This window comes from Leptospira montravelensis, assembly GCF_004770045.1.
Taxonomy (GTDB): Bacteria; Spirochaetota; Leptospiria; order Leptospirales; family Leptospiraceae; genus Leptospira_A; species Leptospira_A montravelensis.
In genome coordinates this window covers 531347-551323 of record NZ_RQFO01000004.1, presented here as the reverse complement: position 1 = coordinate 551323, position 19977 = coordinate 531347, and the positions used below count along the sequence as shown (strand labels likewise).

The following is a 19977-nucleotide window of genomic DNA, read 5'->3' as shown; positions in this document are numbered from 1 at the left end:
AGGAAGCCATGAATCAGATTCTAGAAACAGCACTCGCAGGCGAAGCAAAGAACGAACTTAATTTCGAAATTGGTGATACTGTAAAAGTTCACTACAAAATCGTTGAATCTGGAAAAGAACGTGTTCAGGTTTACGAAGGTATTGTGATCTCCATTGCGAACAAATCACAAAGTAAAACCTTTACTGTAAGACGTGTGTCTTATGATATTGGAGTGGAAAGAATTTTTCCACTTCATAGCCCAAGAATTGCAAAGATTGAACTCGTTCGTAAAGGATCGGTTCGTCGTGCGAAACTTTTCTATCTCCGTGATAAAAAAGGAAAAGCAGGACGTATCAAAGAAAGAAAAGGCGGACAAGCGATTGTTGCCAAAGACAAAAAGAGACAGGATGAGGCTTCTAAAGCCGCTCTTGCACAAGCAAAAGCTGCAGAAGCACCTAGCGCATAATTTCTCTTGAAACGGTCGTTACTCGGCCGTTCTTTCCCGAATTCCAAATCCCACACCTGACCTGCTATTCTCTGGATGAAGCAGGTCGAGGTACACTTGCCGGCCCCGTATCTGTGGGTTGTGTTTCCTTTGACCTCCAAACCTTAGAAAAAATCAAAAATGGCGAAATCCTTAAAGGGCTTCGTGATTCTAAAAAAATTCCTGAACCCAAACGAATCGAACTTAGAAAGGAAATCATTCAGAATGCTTCCTATTTCCGAGTGAGTTTTGTTAGCGCCAAGTTTATTGATACGTATAATATCAACCAGGCCATCTTTTATGGGATGAACCGCTGTTTGCCGACAAACCCACAACCATTTGAATCCAAAACTTCTGCGCATGAAAAATTACATTTGTCCAATTCTACTTTCAATGAAGAGACAAATCGCAATGAAGATAAATTGTTAAATACGAAGCCTTATCTCCTAGCTGATGGAAATTATAAACTAAAAATTACAAAACCTATAGAAGGTTATTTCTCTCTTCCCAAAGGAGATGATTTAATTCCTTCCATTTCTGCGGCCTCCATCCTTGCCAAAACCTATAGAGATGAATATATGGAAAAAATGGACTTAAAATACCCAGGTTATAGGTTTGCCAAACACAAAGGATACGGAACCGAAGAACATAGGGAGGCTCTTTTGAAACTTGGAATTTCTCCGATCCACAGGTTGAGTTTTTGTAAATTTCTCCGAAGAGAAGGGAGTGAGCCCTCTCTTTTCTAATTTCCATTCTCTCCCGCAAATTTTTTCTTTGGGAAAATTGACCCACCAGAGTAAGGATCACTTTTTCTCAAAAGAAACCAACAAATCCGGACAATGGTTACTCCCTTTGGAAGGAAGTTATCCGAAGTCCAAAATGAATGCCACGCAAACAAACGATGGAAACCGTATGATTTCTCTTCTGGCAAAAGGTTCCGATCCGGAACTGCAAACCAATATAAGGAAAGTGGAAAATCGTTTTCGATGGTCTCAATGGATCTCTGCCCAATCTGAATCTAAAACTATTGAAGTTTCTGAATTAAAACCACTATGGAATTATTTATTAGGGGAAACTGGGTTTACCGATCTTCTTTCATTTTTGGATCCAGAGGCAAAGGAATTTTTACAAATGGTGGTAGAACCAAAAAACAAAGGTTTGGTTCTCTATGTCTTTTGGGAATCCCAAGGGACAGGAGCTATGGGAATTCAGTTTCATTATGATCCTGAAAAAGAAAAACCGGTCCTTGTCCATATTACAACAGAGACCTACTTAGAAAGCGAGAGTTTCCGCAAATCCTTATTTGGACTTGTTCGGGACTTTCCCCAAATCCAATCAGTGCAAATAGGAACTTGGAATGAAGACTCCTTTAACGGAGATTATAGATGAATCAAAAGATGGCTGCACTTGCCTACGATCCGACCCGTCATGAGGCACCGAAACTTGTGGCAAAGGCAGAGGGTAGGTTTGCTGAAAATTTGATTCGTTTAGCTCGTGAGTCGGGAGTTTTAGTCATTCGAGATGAAGTGATGATTCAAACCTTAGATCATCTCCCTAATGGAAAAGAAATTCCCAGGGAATTGTATGAAGCCGTAGCTTCTGTGTTTCGAATCCTTGTTTTAGAGAGACAAAAGAAAAACAATTGATGTTTCTACGCTTCTTACTAGGATTTACGCAATTATGCGGAAAATCTCCATACGTGACTTAGAACCTGGATCCAAGTTCAATAAGTCAATTTATTTGGATAAAGATACTGTTTTTGTTGGTGCCGACCAACCAATCACACAACAAGACTTAGACCGTTTGGTCCAATTTGGTATCACCTTTGTTTTAACTGATGGAGAAAAGGTAACTGCCGATGGACAGGATAAAACTTCCGCTGGTGCTGGGCCTGGTTACTTTGATACCAACTTACCTTTTTATCAGGACGATGAAAACTCCACTCGCTATAAATATCTATTGGAAAAAGCCAATACTTCTAAGGTTGAGTTTAGCGCTGTATTTAAAGATTGTTTTGATTTAGTCCAAAAAACTTACCGCTCTGCATCTGAGGGCCGTTATACGGAAATTAGGGAATTTAGAGAAATTGCGGAACGTATCGCCGACCATACAAAAGCAAACTCTCAAATTCCCATTTTACTTTTATCCCATGCACATTCAGGTTATTATTTATACACTCATATCTGTTATGCGACATTTTTTTCAGTGATGCTTGGAAACTTTTTAGAGTTTTCAAGACCTAAACTAATTGATTTGGCATTGGCCTCTCTTTTTGCAGATATAGGAATGGTAACAGTTCCAGAAGAAGTATCAGAGAAAAAAGGTACCCTATCTGAATTAGATTTAAAAACAATCAAACGCCATCCGGTGACTGGTTACCAAATTCTCACTCAAAAATTAAAATTAAAAAATTCACTCGCCATAGTTGCTCTCCAACACCATGAAGCAGTGGACGGTTCAGGGTATCCACAGCGAATCCTTGCTAACCAAATTGAGGAACTCACTAAAGTGTTTATGATCGGTGACCAATTTGCGGCCATGATCCACCCAAGACCATATAGACAAGCCATCCTTCCTTACGAAGCAATGAAGATTATGATTAGCGAAAACGTGAACCGTTTTGATTTAAAAATGGTTAGGTTATTTTTAAATAAACTTTCTATGTTTCCTGTGGGGTCCGGTGTGGTTCTTTCTGACCTAAGATTGGGTATGGTCATTGAATCCAATAAAGACAAACCGCTTCGTCCCGTCATTCGAGTCACAAAAGATGCTGAAGGCAAACGCCTCAAACATTTAGAATTTGTGGATCTCATGAAAGACCTAAATCTCTATATCCAACAAGCAATTCCCTTTTCACAGATTTACTGATCCTTTTTGGATTTGGTGTGTTGCAGATGCTGAAAAAAACGGATCTGGGAAGGTCGGGTGAAGATTTGGCAGCAGAATTTTTGGATTCATTAGGTCATACCATCCTCTTTCGAAATTTCAGAAAATCTTTTGGGGAACTAGACATAATTAGCCTCTGGAACGATTCACTCCATTGTTCAGAGGTGAAAACATGGGACATACGTAGTGGATTTCATCCTTTAGAATGTTTTCATGAGACAAAACGTATGAGAATGCGGAAGGTATATTACTATTTATTAAAAGAAGTTCCTGCCTTTTACCACCTAACACCTTCATTTAATTTGATCCATATCACTGAAAAAAAGGAAGTTCGTTTTTATTCGTCAATCTTCTAAAATACTTCATCAAGGGATTTTTGTACTGGGCCGATTGGTTTTGTATCCCTAAAGGGAAAACGCTCTCAAGGACGAGAGTTTGATTGTTACAAGGAAGTAACCGTATGAGTCAATTTAGTATTTTTGGGAATTTGGCAGAAACCGACGAATTTGGTCCAGATCCGGTTTTACTCCGGAAAAGGGGAATGGCCTCAACCGTTCAGAAGAAATTCGAAAATTACAAAAAAAAGATCGATGATCCAGCATATATGGATTATGCGATCAATAAAATTGCGATGGAGATTTCGCATTTTATTTCGAAGTAATTATCCTAGGCTATAAATCCACTGGTAACCTATACAATATTCAACAGCCTCCCAGATATGTGCTTCCTTGGTTCGGGAGGATAAATCCCAATCGGCAATGGTCCTTGCAAGAGAAATGATTTGTTTTTTCTTTCGTAAGGAGAGTTGTTTGGTTCGGTTTTCAGTATCCAAAATTTTTTGAATTTTGATTTCTTCATCCTCTGGAGTGTTTCTAGTTTTTTGAAATGTTACACGCTCCAGAAGAATCTTTTTCATTTTATATTCTTCTAATTGAATACAACGATCCAACGAAGTTTCAAATAACGTTTGAAAGATGGTGATTCGATCTAAAAAAGCTCCGCTAATTTTTTGTAGATACAAACGAATTTTTTGTAATGAACAGTGGCAGGTATGGTGACTGTGGTAGTTTCCGCAAGGGCAGGGGTTAGCGGAGAGCATTAAGGTGAAATCTGTTTTTAATTTTGTTTTTTCGTTCATCCGCACAATTTCTAAATAGGAATCTTCCATAGGCATCCGTAAACTTTCTAATATTCGATCTTTAAATTCTAAGGCTTCATCTAAATAAAGGATACCGCCATAAGCTTTGGAAATCTCACCTGGTTGGAAGGGTAGGCCACCACCTAATAGTCCTACTTCTGTTGCGGAATGGTGTGGGGAGCGAAAGGGACGTTTGCGACTGGGAATTTCAAAATCTCCCGCGGCAGTCCAGATCCCTTGGTCATTTGGGTCTCTAGATTCTTTGGGAGGAAGTAAAGATTCGAGCATTCTATGCAACATGGTTTTTCCAGAACCTGGACTGCCGAGGAGTAGGCTATGGTGTTTTCCAAGAACGGCATATAGTAATCCTTGAAAGGTTTTCATTTGGTAAGGGTCCAAAAAAACTTTTTCCCAAGTTTTCGATTCAGAAACGGGAGTGGAAACCTCTAGGTTGTGAGGGGAAGACTGCCCTAGAAACCTAAGGCCTTCCAGATGGTCCAAAAAATAATATTGGCCTTCCGGTAGAGTTTCTTTTCGTAAAGAGGTGGGAAGACAAAAGGAAACGGTTTTGTTATCCCTGTTTTGCCAGAGATAGGGGAGAAGTTCCTGACCTCCGAGAACCGCCCCATCTAGTCCAATCCCACCTAAAAAAAAGATACGTCCCAGAGGGATTTGGATTTGTTCTGTTGCTTCTAAGATTCCCACAGCAATGGCCAGATCCAAACAGACCATTCGTTTGGGGATATGGGTGGGTTTTAAATTGATAATGATAGTTTCTAGTGGGAACTGGTAACCTGATGCCTCTAAAGCCAAACGGATGCGGTCTCTGGACTCTTTTGTAAGTGAAGTGGCACAACCTAAAATTTGGAAATTCGGGAGACCTCGTCGGATTCCCACTTCTACCTGTATTTCTTTGGTTCCATTCCATTCGTATAACAGACTGCCGACTTCAGCGCGTTTGGGGATCACAATCCTATAAGGGTAAGTTTCTTCTCTTTTGGGCCAAAAAATAAAAAAGACTTTTCATATTTGAGGCATCATGGTGACTTTTCCTCAGAGTTTGCTTTGAATTGTAGTGTCATTCGTGTAATTCCCCTCGTCCTTCTCCTTGTGTTCAGTCATTGTTCCCAAAGGTTGATTAAAAAGGAAAGATTAAGGGAAATCAATGAATACTATGATGGAAAAACCTATTCCTTACAAGAAGAGATCAAATTCTCTGAATCAGAAGTTTGGAAGAAAGGGACATTGGTAAAGATCTACATCGAATCCACACCCTCTCTTTTGAAATTGAAGGTTTATCCCATTGCAGAGTCTAGAGAATCTTCTGTGGGGAAATTAGCTGCCTATATCATCAATGATGATGTGAAAAAAAAGCAGTATGACTTGGAAGATGTAGAAGAGTGGGTATCTAAAAAATTCACTCTGGTCGATTCCAGTGTCAAAAAAACAAAGAAATAAAGGTTTGGGAAGTCTCCAATTGTCGCAAGTATTTCGTTTTCATTCTTTCTTTGTTTCAGGTTCAAGATTTCTCCCCCTAATTCCCGATATTTTATCTGTGAAGATCCTTCGGTTGGTTATAATTTCCCTTTTGGTCCTATCCACACCTGGACTTTTTGCCAATCCATTCCAAAAAATTCATTCTGAAATCAATGAGTCCATTCCGGGAAATGAACCAGCTATGTTTCGTCTTTTTGCTTCCCAATCGCAAGAATCGGAAATTCACAAACTCTTTTCTATGGGTGTCAACCCGTCTGGTGAAGAAGAAGAGGTGGAACTGGCATCTCTTGACCTACCCAAATACATCGATGTATCACCTGTAGTGAGTAACACTGTCGTCCATGAATCCGGTATCATCATCAAAAAATACGCGGTCCAAAAGAAAGACAATTTATCTAAGATTGCGCGTTCCTTTTCTATTGAGTTGGCAAAACTTAAAAAACATAACGGACTCACTAGTGACCAGTTGAAGATTGGCCAAGTTTTGGAAGTTCCTGTCCAAGTGAAAAATGCATCCTCTTCTAGAGTCGTTTTAAAAAAGATATTCATTATGCCTGTTCCGCAAAGTCGTGTGACATCTCGTTATGGAAGACGTGTGGATCCTTTTAATAAATACAATCGTGTATATCATACAGGTCTTGATCTTGCGGCAAAAGTAGGAGCACCGGTTCTCTCGGCAGCAGATGGAGAAGTTGTATTTACTGGACGCAATGGGGGATATGGAAATTCCGTTACGATCCAACACAAAAATGGTTATAAAACGGTTTACGCCCACTGTTCTCAGATTTTAGTTGAGGTTGGGGAAACGGTGAAGATGGGTCGTGTGGTTGCCCTTGTCGGAAGGACAGGAACAGCAACAGGAGCACATCTGCATTTTGAAGTGTTTCGAAACGGGAAGATTATGAATCCCGAATCAGCTCTTAGCATCACGGAAAAACAAGTCACTAGGCTCCCTAAATCTGAAGTAGCTGGAATGTAATCGGAGCCAACCTCCGGTTTGTGGGGAGCATGAATTTAATCCTTCAAAGAATCCAATCGAGTCAATTTTTGACATTGATTCCGGCGGTTTTACTTTTTTCCTTTTCTCTAGCCTATCTTTTAAAGTTGGTTTTGCTACTTTTGTTTTCTACAGAAACAGGGATTAGTGTCGCAGGAGCCAAACCCAAACAAATGCGCCAAGAAGTCATTTTGGCAGTAAGTACCTACGAAGACATTGTTACTGGAAATCTTATCCGTGGTCAAGTTTATGATCCAAATGATGCCACCAAACGTGGGGCAGATGGTACACCCCTTGATCCAGAGATTGCTCAGGACAATGGTGACGATGACCAAATGCTTGTCACAGGGACTCTGTCTGGGCATTGGTCCTTTGCAAGGGTAACCATCCGAGAAAAACAAAGTAATGATTCCGAAGAATATGGAACGGGTGAGATGGTGGGTGGATATAAAGTCCAGGCCATCGAACAACATTACGTGGTTCTTAAAAAAGGCGGTCTTAGCCTTCGTGTCAATATTGGTGAAACTCCCGCACAAGCTAAGGAACGTATTCGACCTAAAGATGCAGCGGCTGTTTCCAATTTAGGACCTTCTAGCCAAACGGTGCAAAAAGTTCTTTCCCGTGAGGATGTGAATCGCAAACTGAAAGATCCGAATACTATCTATAAAAATGCAAGGTTTGGCCCACATTTGGTAGACGGAAAGATCGAGGGTTACAAGATCTATCAGGTGGCAAAAGACCATGTTTTTTATGCTCTCGGCGCACGCGGAGGGGATATCATCAGAAGAGTCAATGGAATGCCACTCAACGAAACAGAGAAAATGTTGGAAATTTGGGGTTCGATCAAACAAGCTCCGAAAATTACAGTGGATTTAGAGAGACAAGGCAAAATAATCACATATGAATTTATCATTCGGAATTAAAATGAGAAATCGTCTTCCTTTAGTATTACTTAGTATTTGCCTTTATGTATTTGTCACACCTGGTTTTTCCCAAGAAAAAGGAAAACAAAAGGTCAAATCATCATCCCCAGAACCCGCCAGTTTTACAGCAGATTGGAGAGATACAGAACTCAAAGATTTTTTAATGGGGATGAGTGCTATTATTAAAAGAAACATCCTGATTGATGATGCAGTAAAAGGTAAAAAGATTACGATCATTTCGCAAAAACGAGTGAAAATCGATGATGCCTATGGGTTTATGAAATCCGTATTAGAAACACAAGGGTTTGGTCTCATCGAAGAAAATGATCTAATCAAAGTTGTAAAAATAAAGGATGCTCTGGCTAAATCACCAATCGTTAGGATTGGTAAAGATCCGGTTTCGGAATCAGAAGTTTCACTAAATAAAACCATCACACAAATTGTTCCTTTAGAATATTCGAATGCTGCTGAGCTCGAACCCATTCTCAAAAGAGTCACATCTCCAGATACAGATATCATCATTCCTAAAAACCAAAATACTCTTATTTTTTCAGGTTCAACCTCTGATATTAATAAATTACTGAAGTTGGTTGACAACTTGGATGTGCGTGCGGATGGCCCTGGATCCATTTCATCCGCCGGTGATATTCATATTTATACTTTAGAATACAATGAAGCAGAGAAGTTGGCGGCCATTTTAGTAAAATTAGATATGCCAGATGCACCAACGGCGCCTACACAAAGTGGACAACCAGGAGAACCTGGCCCAGATGGAAAACCAAATCCACCTCCACAACAGCCCGTAGCGCAAGCGCAAAAAATTCCTGGTAAACAAGATAAAATCAAAGCAGTGGCCCATAAAGAATCCAACTCACTGATTGTCACTGCTTCTCCCCAGGAATGGGAAGAAATTAAAAAAATTATAAAAATTCTGGATACACCCAGAAAACAAGTGTTACTGGAAGTTCTGATTGTCGAGTTAAGTTCCACAGACCTTAACGACTTTGGTATCGATTGGCGTTACCAAGAACTTGCGTATGGACAGTTTAACACGGGCCTTGCGGCACAAGGGGGAGTGATTGATAAAAACGGTCGACCAACTAACGTAAATACTTTGTCTGGTTTCTCTCTTGGATTCATTCGCCGCGGAGGACAACAAATAATTGGTATTTTAAATGCAAACTCGACCAATGAAAATTTTAACGTATTGTCAGCCCCACAGATTTTGACTTTGGACAACCAAGAAGCAGAAATCAATGTGGGTCAAGATGTTCCCGTGCGCACTCAAAACCGTAATGCCGGTCTCGGTGGTGACAATGCAGTGACTGTAGCAAATTTTGAATATCGCCCTACTGGGATTAAACTAAAATTCACGCCCCATATAAACAAAAACAATCGTATCACTTTAGATCTTTACCAAGAGATCAAAAACGTAGCTGGGATTTCTTCGGAAGCAACGGGCGGAAACCCAACGTTTAACAAACGAGATATTAAAACTACAATTGTTGTAGATAATATCCAAACCATCGTGATTGGAGGATTACTTTCCAATGATAAACAAAAGAAAGTGCAAAAGATCCCGATTTTAGGGGAGATTCCTCTGTTAGGAACTCTATTTCGCAGAACCACCAATCAAAACAGAAAAACCAATTTAATGGTATTTTTAACGCCGCATATTCTAGACGACCGTGATAAATCGGATCGTATTACCATCCAAAAGAAAAATGAACAAGAAAGGATGGTCGACGAACGAGAAAAGAAATTACGATGAGAAAGAGTTTAGGCCAAATCCTATTAGAAGATGGAATCCTTACCATTAAGGATCTCGAAGATATTTCCAAACAACAGGAAAAAACAAATCTTCCCATCACTCATATCATCCAAAAAAAAGGTCTCGCTTCCGAAACTGATATTTTAAAAGCACTTGCAAAACTCCATCGTATGGAGTTTATCGATAAACTTGAGTTTGTTGCTAGTGAAGAAGTTTTTGGTAAAATTCCCCTAAAACTTGTCCAACGTTCTAAAATTGTACCAGTTTCAGTGAAAGGCAAAAAGGTTGTAGTTGCCACTTGCGATCCAACGGATCTCCATCCAATGGACGATATGAGATCCTTTTTAAAAGGGTACGAAATACAATTCGTTCTCGCTACTGAAAACGAAATTATGAGAATCATCCATTCTCAGTTCGACAAAACTACTGCCGAAGCCAAAGAGATGATGGATGAAATGGATGGAAGTTTCGGAGATCTCTCTGATGCCTTTGAATCCGATGCATTAGATTTATCCAATGAAGCTCCCATCATTAAGATGGTGAACGTGATTTTGTCACAAGCAGTATCGGAAAGAGCTTCCGATATTCACGTGGAACCATTTGAAAAATCTGTTGTGGTCAGGTATCGTGTGGATGGGGTTTTACAAAAAGTTCTCAGTCCACCTAAGTCTTATTTGGCGGGAATATCTACTCGTATCAAAATCATGTCGAATTTAAATATTGCGGAAAACCGTTTGCCGCAAGATGGACGGATTAAACTTAGGTTAGCTGGAAAGGATGTGGATGTTCGGGTTTCTATTATCCCGTGTCAGTTTGGAGAACGTATAGTAATGCGTATTCTAAACAAAACAGACCAAAAGTATTCCATTGAAACTATGGGTTTTAATAAAGAAATCCTAAATGATTTTAAAAGTTTAATCTATAAACCATATGGGATAATTTTGGTAACAGGTCCCACAGGTTCTGGTAAATCGACCACACTCTATTCTGCACTTTCTGAAATTAATACCGAAGAACGAAATATCATTACTTGCGAAGATCCGGTGGAATACCAAATGGATGGAATTTCCCAGATGCAAATGAATGAAAAAATTGGGCTTACTTTTGCTGCGGGTTTACGTTCGATCCTTCGTCAAGATCCGGATGTAGTGATGGTGGGGGAGATCCGTGATGAGGAAACAGCAAGGATTGCCATCCAAGCTTCCCTTACAGGTCACTTAGTGTTTTCCACCCTCCACACCAATGATGCTTCTTCTGCTGTCACAAGGCTTGTGGATATGGGGATTGAACCATATCTTATCACAAGTTCTGTGTTAGGTTTTATGGCCCAAAGGCTTGTTCGGGTCATTTGTAAGGATTGTAAAACATCCTACAAACCAACAGATAAAGACCTAGCAGGTCTTGGAATCCAAAGAAAAGAATTAAAAAATGGTGTTTTGTACAGGGGAAAGGGTTGCCCTTCTTGTCTAAATTCTGGATATAAGGGCCGAACTGGATTGTATGAACTTCTCACTATGAATGATGAAATCAAACGTGCCATTTTACAAGGGGCCGATGCCAACCGCATCAAAGAACTTGCAGTAAAAAATGGATTATCGACTTTGCAGGATTACGGTAAGTACAAAGTGATCGAAGGTGTCACAACTCCAGAAGAGGTCCTTCGGGTTTCCTAATTTTTATGCCACTCTTTACATACGTTGCATTCAATAAAAAAGGCAAAGAAGAAAAAAATATTATCGACGCTCCAAATTTGCAAGCGGCGCGTAACAAGCTAAAGGCGAAAGGTCTTTATGTTAGGTCAATTCAAGAAGATAGAGAAAAAGAAGAAAGAGAACTTTTCCCATTTTTATCCAAGTTATTGTATAGAATTCCCAGAAAAGAAGTAGGACTTTTTTGCAAACAACTTGGGACACTCATTGGTGCTGGAATTCCTCTAGATAAATGTTTACTCTCCATCATTGACCAAGTGGAAAATATCTATTTCAAAAAAGTTTTGATTGAGATGCGGGCAGACATAACGGAAGGGATGAGCCTTTCCGAGTCCATGAAAAAACATAAAACTGTTTTTCCTGACCAGTACCCCAGTTTGATTTCTGTTGGCGAATCCACTGGAAATTACGAAAACACCTTGCACAGGTTAGCTGAGTTAGAAGAAAAATCTTCTGAATTAAAATCAAAAGTCCAAGTAGCCATGATTTATCCTATGATTATGGGTTTACTATCTCTTGGTGTATCCATCTTTCTACTTGTTGTTGTTATTCCACAAATTGAACAGTTGTTTGCATCTTTTGATGCGAAACTACCATTACTCACAAGAAGTGTAATTTTTTTATCTTATGTTTTAACCAACTATTGGTTTTTTATTTTAGGAGTCCTTGCCGGCGGTTTTCTCGGGTTTATGAAATGGAAAAGTTCTGGGGAAGGGAAAAAAACTTGGGATAAATTTTTATTAAGGTTACCCGTGATTGGAACTTTACTTAGAAAAATTTTGGTTTCTAACTTTGCAAGAAACCTATCGATCCTTCTATTAAACCGAGTGCCACTCATTGTGTCTTTGAATATCGTATCGGATGTCGTGGGCCATACTGTTTTTAAGGAAGAAATTGCCTCTGCCATCATCAAAATTAAGGAAGGTGGTAAACTTTCTGATTCTTTACAAGGGTCACAAGTTCTTTCGCAGATGGTTCTTGGGATGCTCAGCGCAGGGGAAGCATCCGATAAAGTTCCAGAAATGATGAATAAACTTTCGGAAATCTATGAATCCGAGGTGGATACGGCAATAAAATCTTTGACCCAATCATTAGAACCAATGATGATCATTGTAATGGGTGGAATTATTTTTACCATTATGGCGGCGATTATGACGCCAATGTACAAACTAACTCAAGAAATCCAGGGGATGTAGAGTTTATGAAAACTAAAGGGAAACACAGAAAGATTCGTGAGGGATTAACTCTAATTGAGATTACCGTAGTAATGCTCATTTTGGGATCTCTTATGGCCATTCTTTACTCGAGTATTGGAAACCGAGGAGAAGGGGAAAAAAAATTAAAGCTTAAAAATGATAGTGCCGTTTTAAAAACCGCATTAGAGAGATATTTAGAAGTTTATGATAAATATCCTACCGAAGAACAAGGTTTGCAAGCTCTAATAGAAAAACCAGATGATGATAAAATTGGTGATGATTACGAACCAATCGTTCGTGAAAAAGCAGTTTTAAAAGATCCCTGGAAAACACCTTATGTTTTGAAATTTGAAGGAGCAGTTCCTCAAATCCTTACTTTAGGTGAAGACAAAAAAGAAGGTGGAGAAGGAAAAAATAAAGATTTTAATATCCTTTCCCCGGATGATTACCCGGCAGCTTTCCGATAAAATTTCGGCTCTGAAAACCAAGCGGAAGTTACGCGACGGTCTCACGTTGATTGAGATTGCCGTTGTAATTTCCATTCTTGGTCTTATCATGGTGATCGTTGGTGGGACACTCCGTAACCTAATCATTCCATCGACTGAAGATATTGCCGTTAAACTACAAGAATCTTTTAAATTCGGATACAACAAAGCGCAGTTAACAAACCAAGCTGTCTTATTCAAATACGATTTTGAAACAAGGGAATACCAGTTTTTTCTTTTAAAGAGAGAGGAAGGTGGACTGGAAGAAGAACCAATTTTGAAAAAATCCACACTTCCTTTTTATTCAAAAATTGTGAAAGTGAGGGACATAGGTGGTAAACCTAGATCGGAAGGAAAACTTCACATTGTATTTACTCCACAAGGAACCACAACCGACTTATTTTTATACGTTGGATCGGATTCAGAAATCAAAAGAACCATTCAAATTTACCGGTATGGTGGTAAATTTAAAATTCATAAAACAGAATATTTTCCAGAACCAGAAACCACTCCCATTCAGAAAGTTTCTTATGGTCTCGACGAACGTGATGAACAAGTAGATTCCAATGCTAAACCACAGTCTAAGTAAACTAAAGTCACCAGGATTCACACTCTTTGAAGTTACGATCGCAATGGCTATGGCTGCGATGGTAATGACTTATACCTATTCTTTGATTGCGGAAGGAATTTCTTATCAGAAAAAAGCAGTACTACTCGCAAATGCAGTCCACCTTGCCAAAATAAAAATGGCACAAGTGGATTCCTCCACCACTATGCAAACCGATACCACTCGTGGTTCCATTGATGCCTTTCCTGGATACACCTTCGAAACTGAAATTAAAGAAGAAGAAATGGATCTTCTCAAACTTGCTGGTGGACCCAATGCAGAGGAACTCCGGAAAAAAGCACCTAAAGATATGTTAGGTGATAAAGATGTAGGCTTCAGTGATCTTATGAAAAAAAGAGGCCAGAAAAAGAGTTTTGAGACCGGGGGAGTACTTAAAGTATTTAGAGTTAAGGTTTCCATCTTTTATATGGATGGAAATAAAAAAGAAACCTATAGTGTCGAAACATTCAGGAGTACAAAATACTAATGTTTGTAGTTAGGAAATATCGCCGTGGTTTCACCTTGGTGGAGATTTCTATCGTAGTAATGATTATGGCAGTGATTTTTACTGGAATTTTTTCTGTTTTTTATACGGCCAATAAAATCTCCAAAAAAGGAGCCTCGAATAAAGGTGCCAACAGAAAGGACATACTCTACGCAATGGAAAATATTCGAGGAACCATCGCCCGTACTTACTTTATTGATAACCAAAAACGAATTTTATTTGTAGGTAAACAAGATGGTGTGACTGGATCAAGAAATGATCGGGTAGTATTTGCAACATCGAATCCAAATTCGGAGGAAGAAGGGCAAGCGTCAGTCAGAGAGGTGTCTTTTTATTTGCGGAAAATGCCAAATCCAAAAATGGAAGGATTGTCTTATTTGATTCGCAGGGAAGATGAGATGATCGACACCTTTCCTACGCAAGGTGGTGTTGAACATGTATTACTTGAAAATGTAAAAAGTTTTCAGATGAAGTTTTCGGAACGTGGAGACAAATGGGTAGACGATTGGAATTCTAGGACCACGAAAAAAATTCCAAGGCTCGTTCGATTTGAAATTATATCACTTGTGGGAAATGTTTTTGTTAAATATGAATCGCTTGCGCATCCAGTCATTCTCTTCAAATAAAAAAATAAAAAGGGGATTTATGGTCTATCTTCTTGTGATGGCCATAGGTACTGCTTCAATGTTTACGGCTTCAAAATTTTTTGAAGATGCAGCAACGGAATACCGTGTGGCAAGGTCCCAAGCGGATGGATTTAAAGCCCATATGCTCGCCAAAGCAGGGTTTATGGGTGCTGTAGGTGCCTTAAAAAAAATACCAGAAGAAGTTTTATACCAATCAGGTTTGGCGATGGACCCCCCACCGATTCCGTTAGGGGGTGGTGTGATTTATTACACAATGAGTCCCGAAGATGGTAAAATTAATATTAATTCGCTAGTCAAAATTTACGACGACCAACCGAACCAAAGAACTATTGAGATGGTCACTAGACTTTTTTACCAATTTGGTTTAAAACGGGAAATGATTTTCCCGATTTTGGATTGGATCGATGAAAACCACCAAGAAACGGGGGGTGGAGCTGAGCAGTACTATTACAGTCGGCTTTCCCCACCAAGAAAAATCAAAAATGCTCCCCTATATTCCCTTTCAGAACTCCTCAGTGTGAAAGGATATGACCGGTCTATTGTTTATGAGAGTTTGAAGCCAAAGGATTATGATAAAAATAACTCCAAAGACTTTATGACGGAGGAGGAAAGAGCCCTTCGTTCCGATAAAGATTATGTGCTCTCCAATAATATCACAGCTTATTTGCCTGCAGGTGATTCTTATGATGACCGAATTAATATCAATACGGCTCCCTATTTTGTCCTCATCTCCCTTTCCGACTTTATGACCAAACAAGCCGCTATGAAAATTTTGAAACTCAAGTTGCAGAAAGGAGGCTATATTAAAGAATTGAAAGATCTGGAGACCGAACCTGAATTCCAAGTGAAAACTACCGGAGATTTAACTCTGTATAAGGAACTGGCAGGAGAAGGAACGGAAGTCTCTGGTGGGCGTATCAAAACCAAAGGCGAAGTATATAAAATTACAGGGGTTGGGATTATAAAGGATAAAGTGGTTCGAAAGGTTTCTGGTCTTTTTGACTTAACCAACAACCAAATGTTATACTACACTGAAGATTAATTATGTTATCATTTGACCAATACCTAGCTATCGATTATGGTTCCACGTTTCTAAAAGGTGTCCTTTTTAAAAAGGTACTTGGAAAAGTTGTGATCCTCCGAACAGAAAGCCTTCCCGTTGTGGAGCTTGATGAATCAGAAGGAGATCCCTTCGAATACAATATCATCCGTTTTATTCAAAGTTTTTTCCCTGAAGAAAACAGATTCCTACTTAATTTAGGTATTCATAATTTGTTTGTTCGCGATCTCACCGTCCCTTTGGTGTCAGAAAAAGCCATCCAGGAAGTTTTACCTTTTGAAGTAGAAAATCTAGTTCCTTATCCTATGGAAGAATTAGAGGTAATTGGGAAAACATGGAGAGTGGGTAAAGAAAACTCAGATGTGATTTCTTTTAATGTACACCATTCGGAACTTCTCCGTGCATTAAAACCATTTGCGAAAGGTGATCTTTCTCTATCTTGTTTATCACTAGATTCGTTTGCTTTGTCTTCTCTGGTAACAAAAAGTTATCCGTTGTTAGTTTCTGATAAGACTGTATTGCAGTTGGATCTTGGAGGCAAATACAGTATTCTTAATGTATTGTTCGAAGGTAAACTTCGTCATACACGTCAAATTTATATCGGTGGAGAAGATGTTAGTTTAGAAATTGCTAATTTACTGAAAATTGAACTTGAGGATGCACGACTCATAAAGGAATCTCTTCCGATTGGTTTTTTGTTCGAGGATAACGACAAAGTTGAAGAAACAAAATTTCTAACCAAATTTCATATTTCACAGGTGCAATGGAAATCTCTGCGAAAGTTTATTTTGGCTAAAATTGAACAACTGATTCATGAAGTTGAAAATAGTATTTTTTCTCTTCCCGAAACAGAAAGACCTAGTTTGATTCTTCTGTCTGGTGGAGCGAGTTTATACCCAGGCCTTACCGCTTATTTGGAAGAAAAACTTGGGATTAAAACGGGTAGATATGAATTTTTAGGAATTACCGATTCAAGTTTTGTAACGGCAGTTGCCACAGGAACTCACTTTGAATCTCGTAACCGCGTCAATTTTTTAGAAACCGGATTTGCTAAAAGAATTCATACCAATAGATTTAAATTATCTGCTTTTAAGCCACACTTAATTCTTGTTAGTATCTCTTTGGTTTTGCTATTTGGAGTTTTTGTCATCGGAATCATTTTAGATAAACGTAAAATATCCGCTAACAAAAAAGTGTTAATAGAAAAATACAAAAATGGAATTGGCGGGGAACTAGGGGAAGAAGACGATCCCCTAGCAGAGGCCAGTAAAAAGTTAAAAGCTGAACGTAAAAAAACGGAAATTTACCGTTTGTTTCTTTCCCAGGAAAGTGTTCTGGATGTTTTGAATGAAGCCACCGAACAGTTTCCTTCTCCAGAAGTTTTGCCTTTCATTTTGGATCAGTTTAATTTTGAGGAAAAGGAAATTCAGATCTACGGTCGTGTGAATGAGTTTGGGGAAATTGGTACCATCCAATCGGCACTAGAAAAGTCGGAAAAATTTACCAATATACAGATTCAAAACAAGAGACTGATCACTGGGGTCAATAAATTCAAAGTCAGCTTTAAAATCAAAATGGATGTTGTCACTCCAAAGGATGAACCATAATGTTTGATCGTTTGAATGATAGAGAACGTGTTTTAGTAACAGGTTTAGTTAGTTTTGTAGCACTGCTTGGTATTTACACCATCATTACACTTTTTTCAGATTTAAGAAATAGTCTTACAGAAGAAATTTTTGAAACTAGGTCGCAAGCCACTGAGCTTGACCGCATCATTCGTGAGTATAATTATTTACGTGGATTACAATCGGGTGGAAGTGAAGAAGATGTGAGTGTGATGTATTCGAAACTGGACCAAATTTTAGTTCGATACAACCTCAAAGATAAAGTTCAAACCATGAAGGATACAAGTAATGTTATCCAAAAGGACTATAATAAAATCACTATTGATGTTTCGTTTCGATCGGTGCTATTACAAGATGTAATAAAACTTGTTTATGATATCGAAAAAAATAAACAAATTCAAGCCAAGGTTGACTTACTTAGTTTTCGAAAACCATTTGCTGAAAAAGAAATTTACGATGTGAACCTAAAAGTTTCTTCGTATAGCCGGTTGACCAAAGGGAAATGATATGCTAAAAGAAGAAGAGTTAGAAGAAGATTTCCTCTCCGAAGAAGAAAACGAAATTCAAGAAATCCTTTTAGAAGACGAAGATGATTTGTTTGATGAGGATGGTGACGAAGAACATTCCAAAGTTAATCGCAAACAAGTGTTAACTTTGATAGGGATTGCCTTTATTTCTTTTCTAGTATTTACTTTATTTATTTTTCCACTGAATGAAATTGTTCGTTCTGTTCTCATCAAAACAGGGAAAGAAACAGGGATTTTTTTGGATGCGAAAGAGATCCATTTCCCTGTAATAGGACGTAAATCTTTTGATAGTTTTATTGCTAGTTTTCCTTCAGGAACTTCCGTGAAAGCTGAGGAAATCAGTTTAGGTATTTCTCTTTTTGGACTTCTACAGTCTAGATTAGAAGGTGATGCCAATATAGGTTATTTTAGTTTTGAAGGGAGTGAGTGGGCAATGAGTATCCAAACCTTGGACATTCCCCTTCGTCTTTCGCCCATTGATGATAAAATCACAAAATGGAATGGGGAAGGAGAAATTGATCTTTCTGGTGGAAAAATCAAAGAATCAGCTGAGATTCCATTTTTAGGTAGTCTTAAAGGAACTGACATTCGTAAGGCGAACATTGTTTTTAAAATTCGATCTGGGAAGTTACTTTTGGAACGCGGAAGTTTGGAATCTTCACTTGCTAAATTTCAATTTCAAGGTGTGATTCGTCTCTCAGACACTCTATCTTTTTCCCAATTGGATCTCAAAGTTTGTTTTACTTTGACAGAAAAATTTGCGCAAGAACGTCAGGACTTAGTAGGAATGGTGGCATTACTTCCGCAGGAAGGGGGCAAAACTTGTATTCCGATTCGTGGAACTTTTTCCTCTCCTAAAGTGGATCTTCCCAACTTAAATCAGTTAGGTGGCTCTACACCCAAAACAGAAGATACTTCGATTGAACCAGCTCCAGTTCCTTAAGTTACGAAGCGAAGTGAGTAGACTCTGTCGCTGTTATGCGTAGTGTGGCTTGTTGCTATTTTTCCTCTAATAAAACTTCTGGTGAATCAAAATTTTCCCAATTCCATTTTTTTAATAATTTATGAGAATAATTTTTTTTAGGAGTAAACATTAACATCGAAAGTTTTTTTAGTTTTGTAAGTGGTAAAAGATCACCATCTTCAATATAAGTATTTGAACCAGCAAAAGCAAAACTTTGTAATTTGATTAGATTCTGTATAAATTCAATTGATGGAATATTTCCTGAATCAGAAAGATCCAATACTTTCAACTTTTTTAGTTTAGATATTACAGTAAAGTTCTTGATTTGTTTTGAGCCATTAATAGTTTGCCATTCTAAGTTTTCGAATAACTCTAAATCATCTAAATCAGAAAGTTTCTTACAATCATATAAAGATAGTTTTCTAATGTTTTTGAGTAATTTGATTTTTTTTAAATCAACTAAATCGGATCTATATATTTCCAATTGGATCAGTTTTTCATTGCTCCAATTTTGAGGTATATATTTGGATTTAAATGAATCAATAGAAAGATTTTTTATGTTGTTGCATTTGAAAATTGAATCTGCCCCTTTATTCCAGTATAGAAAGCATTTTTCGAGTTTTTGAAGATTTGAGAAATCTATCCTTTTTTTGATATGACATTGTAATGATAAGACTTTAAGTTCAGATAAATATTTTATTTTATCAAGGTTATCAATAGGAGTAGAGATTATATTTAGCAATTGAAAGTGGCTTAATTTTTCTAAAAAATCAAAATTTGTAGCTTTGGATCCTTTTACAAAATTATAAAATAGTCCTAGAATATTGTTTTTTAAAACAAATTCAGAAACATCATTGTTCCATTCGCCTTCAAGTAGAATGCTTTTTACATTGTAGTTTTCTTCAAAATTTAACTTTGTATTGCTTGTTTCGTAAGGATTGTAAGTAATATTCATATTTTTTGAAATTCATTGCCA

23 protein-coding genes are annotated in these 19977 nt (G+C 38.2%); 21 read left to right on the top strand and 2 right to left on the bottom strand.

Annotated features, from left to right (window positions below):
* The first annotated feature begins 8 nt into the window (after positions 1–8).
* From rplS to EHQ31_RS03465, 7 genes are all read left to right on the top strand, one after another.
* A complete protein-coding gene (rplS, locus tag EHQ31_RS03495; protein ID WP_167481627.1) occupies positions 9–446 on the top strand; it encodes a 50S ribosomal protein L19 in 438 nt (145 codons plus the stop codon).
* A 113-nt stretch (positions 447–559) separates the two neighbouring features.
* Complete coding sequence (locus EHQ31_RS03490; RefSeq protein ID WP_244247249.1) at positions 560–1210, top strand: ribonuclease HII; 651 nt, start codon at positions 560–562, stop codon at positions 1208–1210.
* Entirely contained in the window at positions 1191–1853 is a 663-nt protein-coding gene (locus EHQ31_RS03485; RefSeq protein WP_135569616.1) for a hypothetical protein, read from the top strand. Before EHQ31_RS03490 ends, EHQ31_RS03485 begins: the two co-directional genes overlap by 20 nt.
* Positions 1850–2110 carry an EscU/YscU/HrcU family type III secretion system export apparatus switch protein gene (locus EHQ31_RS03480; protein WP_135569615.1) on the top strand — a complete coding sequence of 87 codons (261 nt, stop codon included), beginning with the start codon at positions 1850–1852 and terminating at the stop codon, positions 2108–2110. Before EHQ31_RS03485 ends, EHQ31_RS03480 begins: the two co-directional genes overlap by 4 nt.
* A gap of 34 nt (positions 2111–2144) precedes the next feature.
* Positions 2145–3332, top strand: coding sequence for a cyclic di-GMP phosphodiesterase (locus EHQ31_RS03475; protein ID WP_135569613.1), 1188 nt, complete (start codon positions 2145–2147; stop codon positions 3330–3332).
* A gap of 26 nt (positions 3333–3358) precedes the next feature.
* On the top strand, positions 3359–3706 hold the full coding sequence (locus EHQ31_RS03470; RefSeq protein WP_135569611.1) for a YraN family protein: 348 nt from the start codon (positions 3359–3361) through the stop codon (positions 3704–3706).
* A gap of 104 nt (positions 3707–3810) precedes the next feature.
* Positions 3811–4011: a hypothetical protein gene (locus EHQ31_RS03465; protein WP_135569609.1), complete on the top strand. Its 201-nt coding sequence runs from the start codon at positions 3811–3813 to the stop codon at positions 4009–4011.
* Here the strand turns inward: EHQ31_RS03465 and EHQ31_RS03460 are convergent, their stop codons facing one another.
* Positions 4012–5457 carry an ATP-binding protein gene (locus tag EHQ31_RS03460; protein WP_135569607.1) on the bottom strand — a complete coding sequence of 482 codons (1446 nt, stop codon included), beginning with the start codon at positions 5455–5457 and terminating at the stop codon, positions 4012–4014. It lies immediately after the preceding gene.
* 120 nt (positions 5458–5577) lie between these two features.
* Here EHQ31_RS03460 and EHQ31_RS03455 point away from each other — a divergent pair, with 120 nt between their 5' ends.
* From EHQ31_RS03455 to gspN, 14 genes are read left to right on the top strand one after another with little or no spacing between them, the layout of a single operon-like run.
* Positions 5578–5946 (top strand): type II secretion system-associated lipoprotein, encoded by a 369-nt coding sequence (locus EHQ31_RS03455; protein ID WP_135570936.1) that lies wholly within the window; start codon positions 5578–5580, stop codon positions 5944–5946.
* Between the two features lie 19 nt (positions 5947–5965).
* Positions 5966–6964, top strand: coding sequence for a peptidoglycan DD-metalloendopeptidase family protein (locus EHQ31_RS03450; RefSeq protein ID WP_135570938.1), 999 nt, complete (start codon positions 5966–5968; stop codon positions 6962–6964).
* A gap of 29 nt (positions 6965–6993) precedes the next feature.
* On the top strand, positions 6994–7905 hold the full coding sequence (locus tag EHQ31_RS03445; protein ID WP_135569605.1) for a general secretion pathway protein GspC: 912 nt from the start codon (positions 6994–6996) through the stop codon (positions 7903–7905).
* Position 7906: 1 nt separating this feature from the next.
* Positions 7907–9676, top strand: a complete 1770-nt coding sequence (gspD, locus tag EHQ31_RS03440; RefSeq protein ID WP_135569603.1) for a type II secretion system secretin GspD — start codon at positions 7907–7909, stop codon at positions 9674–9676.
* Positions 9673–11349 (top strand): type II secretion system ATPase GspE, encoded by a 1677-nt coding sequence (gene gspE, locus EHQ31_RS03435; protein WP_135569601.1) that lies wholly within the window; start codon positions 9673–9675, stop codon positions 11347–11349. Before gspD ends, gspE begins: the two co-directional genes overlap by 4 nt.
* A gap of 5 nt (positions 11350–11354) precedes the next feature.
* The gene (locus EHQ31_RS03430; protein WP_135569599.1) at positions 11355–12581 is read left to right on the top strand and encodes a type II secretion system F family protein; all 1227 of its coding nucleotides are present in this window, start codon (positions 11355–11357) and stop codon (positions 12579–12581) included.
* Positions 12582–12586: 5 nt separating this feature from the next.
* On the top strand, positions 12587–13048 hold the full coding sequence (locus tag EHQ31_RS03425; protein WP_135569597.1) for a type II secretion system protein GspG: 462 nt from the start codon (positions 12587–12589) through the stop codon (positions 13046–13048).
* Positions 13023–13655 carry a type II secretion system protein gene (locus EHQ31_RS03420; RefSeq protein ID WP_409996893.1) on the top strand — a complete coding sequence of 211 codons (633 nt, stop codon included), beginning with the start codon at positions 13023–13025 and terminating at the stop codon, positions 13653–13655. Before EHQ31_RS03425 ends, EHQ31_RS03420 begins: the two co-directional genes overlap by 26 nt.
* Entirely contained in the window at positions 13633–14160 is a 528-nt protein-coding gene (locus EHQ31_RS03415; protein WP_135569595.1) for a prepilin-type N-terminal cleavage/methylation domain-containing protein, read from the top strand. The genes EHQ31_RS03420 and EHQ31_RS03415 overlap by 23 nt, the downstream gene beginning before the upstream one ends.
* Positions 14160–14804 carry a type II secretion system protein GspJ gene (locus EHQ31_RS03410; RefSeq protein ID WP_135569593.1) on the top strand — a complete coding sequence of 215 codons (645 nt, stop codon included), beginning with the start codon at positions 14160–14162 and terminating at the stop codon, positions 14802–14804. Before EHQ31_RS03415 ends, EHQ31_RS03410 begins: the two co-directional genes overlap by 1 nt.
* Positions 14767–15867 (top strand): type II secretion system minor pseudopilin, encoded by a 1101-nt coding sequence (locus EHQ31_RS03405; RefSeq protein ID WP_261636242.1) that lies wholly within the window; start codon positions 14767–14769, stop codon positions 15865–15867. Before EHQ31_RS03410 ends, EHQ31_RS03405 begins: the two co-directional genes overlap by 38 nt.
* A gap of 2 nt (positions 15868–15869) precedes the next feature.
* Entirely contained in the window at positions 15870–17492 is a 1623-nt protein-coding gene (locus EHQ31_RS03400) for a cell division protein FtsA (RefSeq protein WP_135569589.1), read from the top strand.
* On the top strand, positions 17492–18016 hold the full coding sequence (locus EHQ31_RS03395) for a hypothetical protein (RefSeq protein WP_135569587.1): 525 nt from the start codon (positions 17492–17494) through the stop codon (positions 18014–18016). Before EHQ31_RS03400 ends, EHQ31_RS03395 begins: the two co-directional genes overlap by 1 nt.
* A gap of 1 nt (position 18017) precedes the next feature.
* Positions 18018–18980, top strand: coding sequence for a type II secretion system protein GspN (gspN, locus tag EHQ31_RS03390; RefSeq protein WP_135569585.1), 963 nt, complete (start codon positions 18018–18020; stop codon positions 18978–18980).
* Positions 18981–19035: 55 nt separating this feature from the next.
* Here the strand turns inward: gspN and EHQ31_RS03385 are convergent, their stop codons facing one another.
* Positions 19036–19956 (bottom strand): hypothetical protein, encoded by a 921-nt coding sequence (locus EHQ31_RS03385; protein ID WP_135569583.1) that lies wholly within the window; start codon positions 19954–19956, stop codon positions 19036–19038.
* Between the last annotated feature and the right edge of the window lie 21 nt (positions 19957–19977).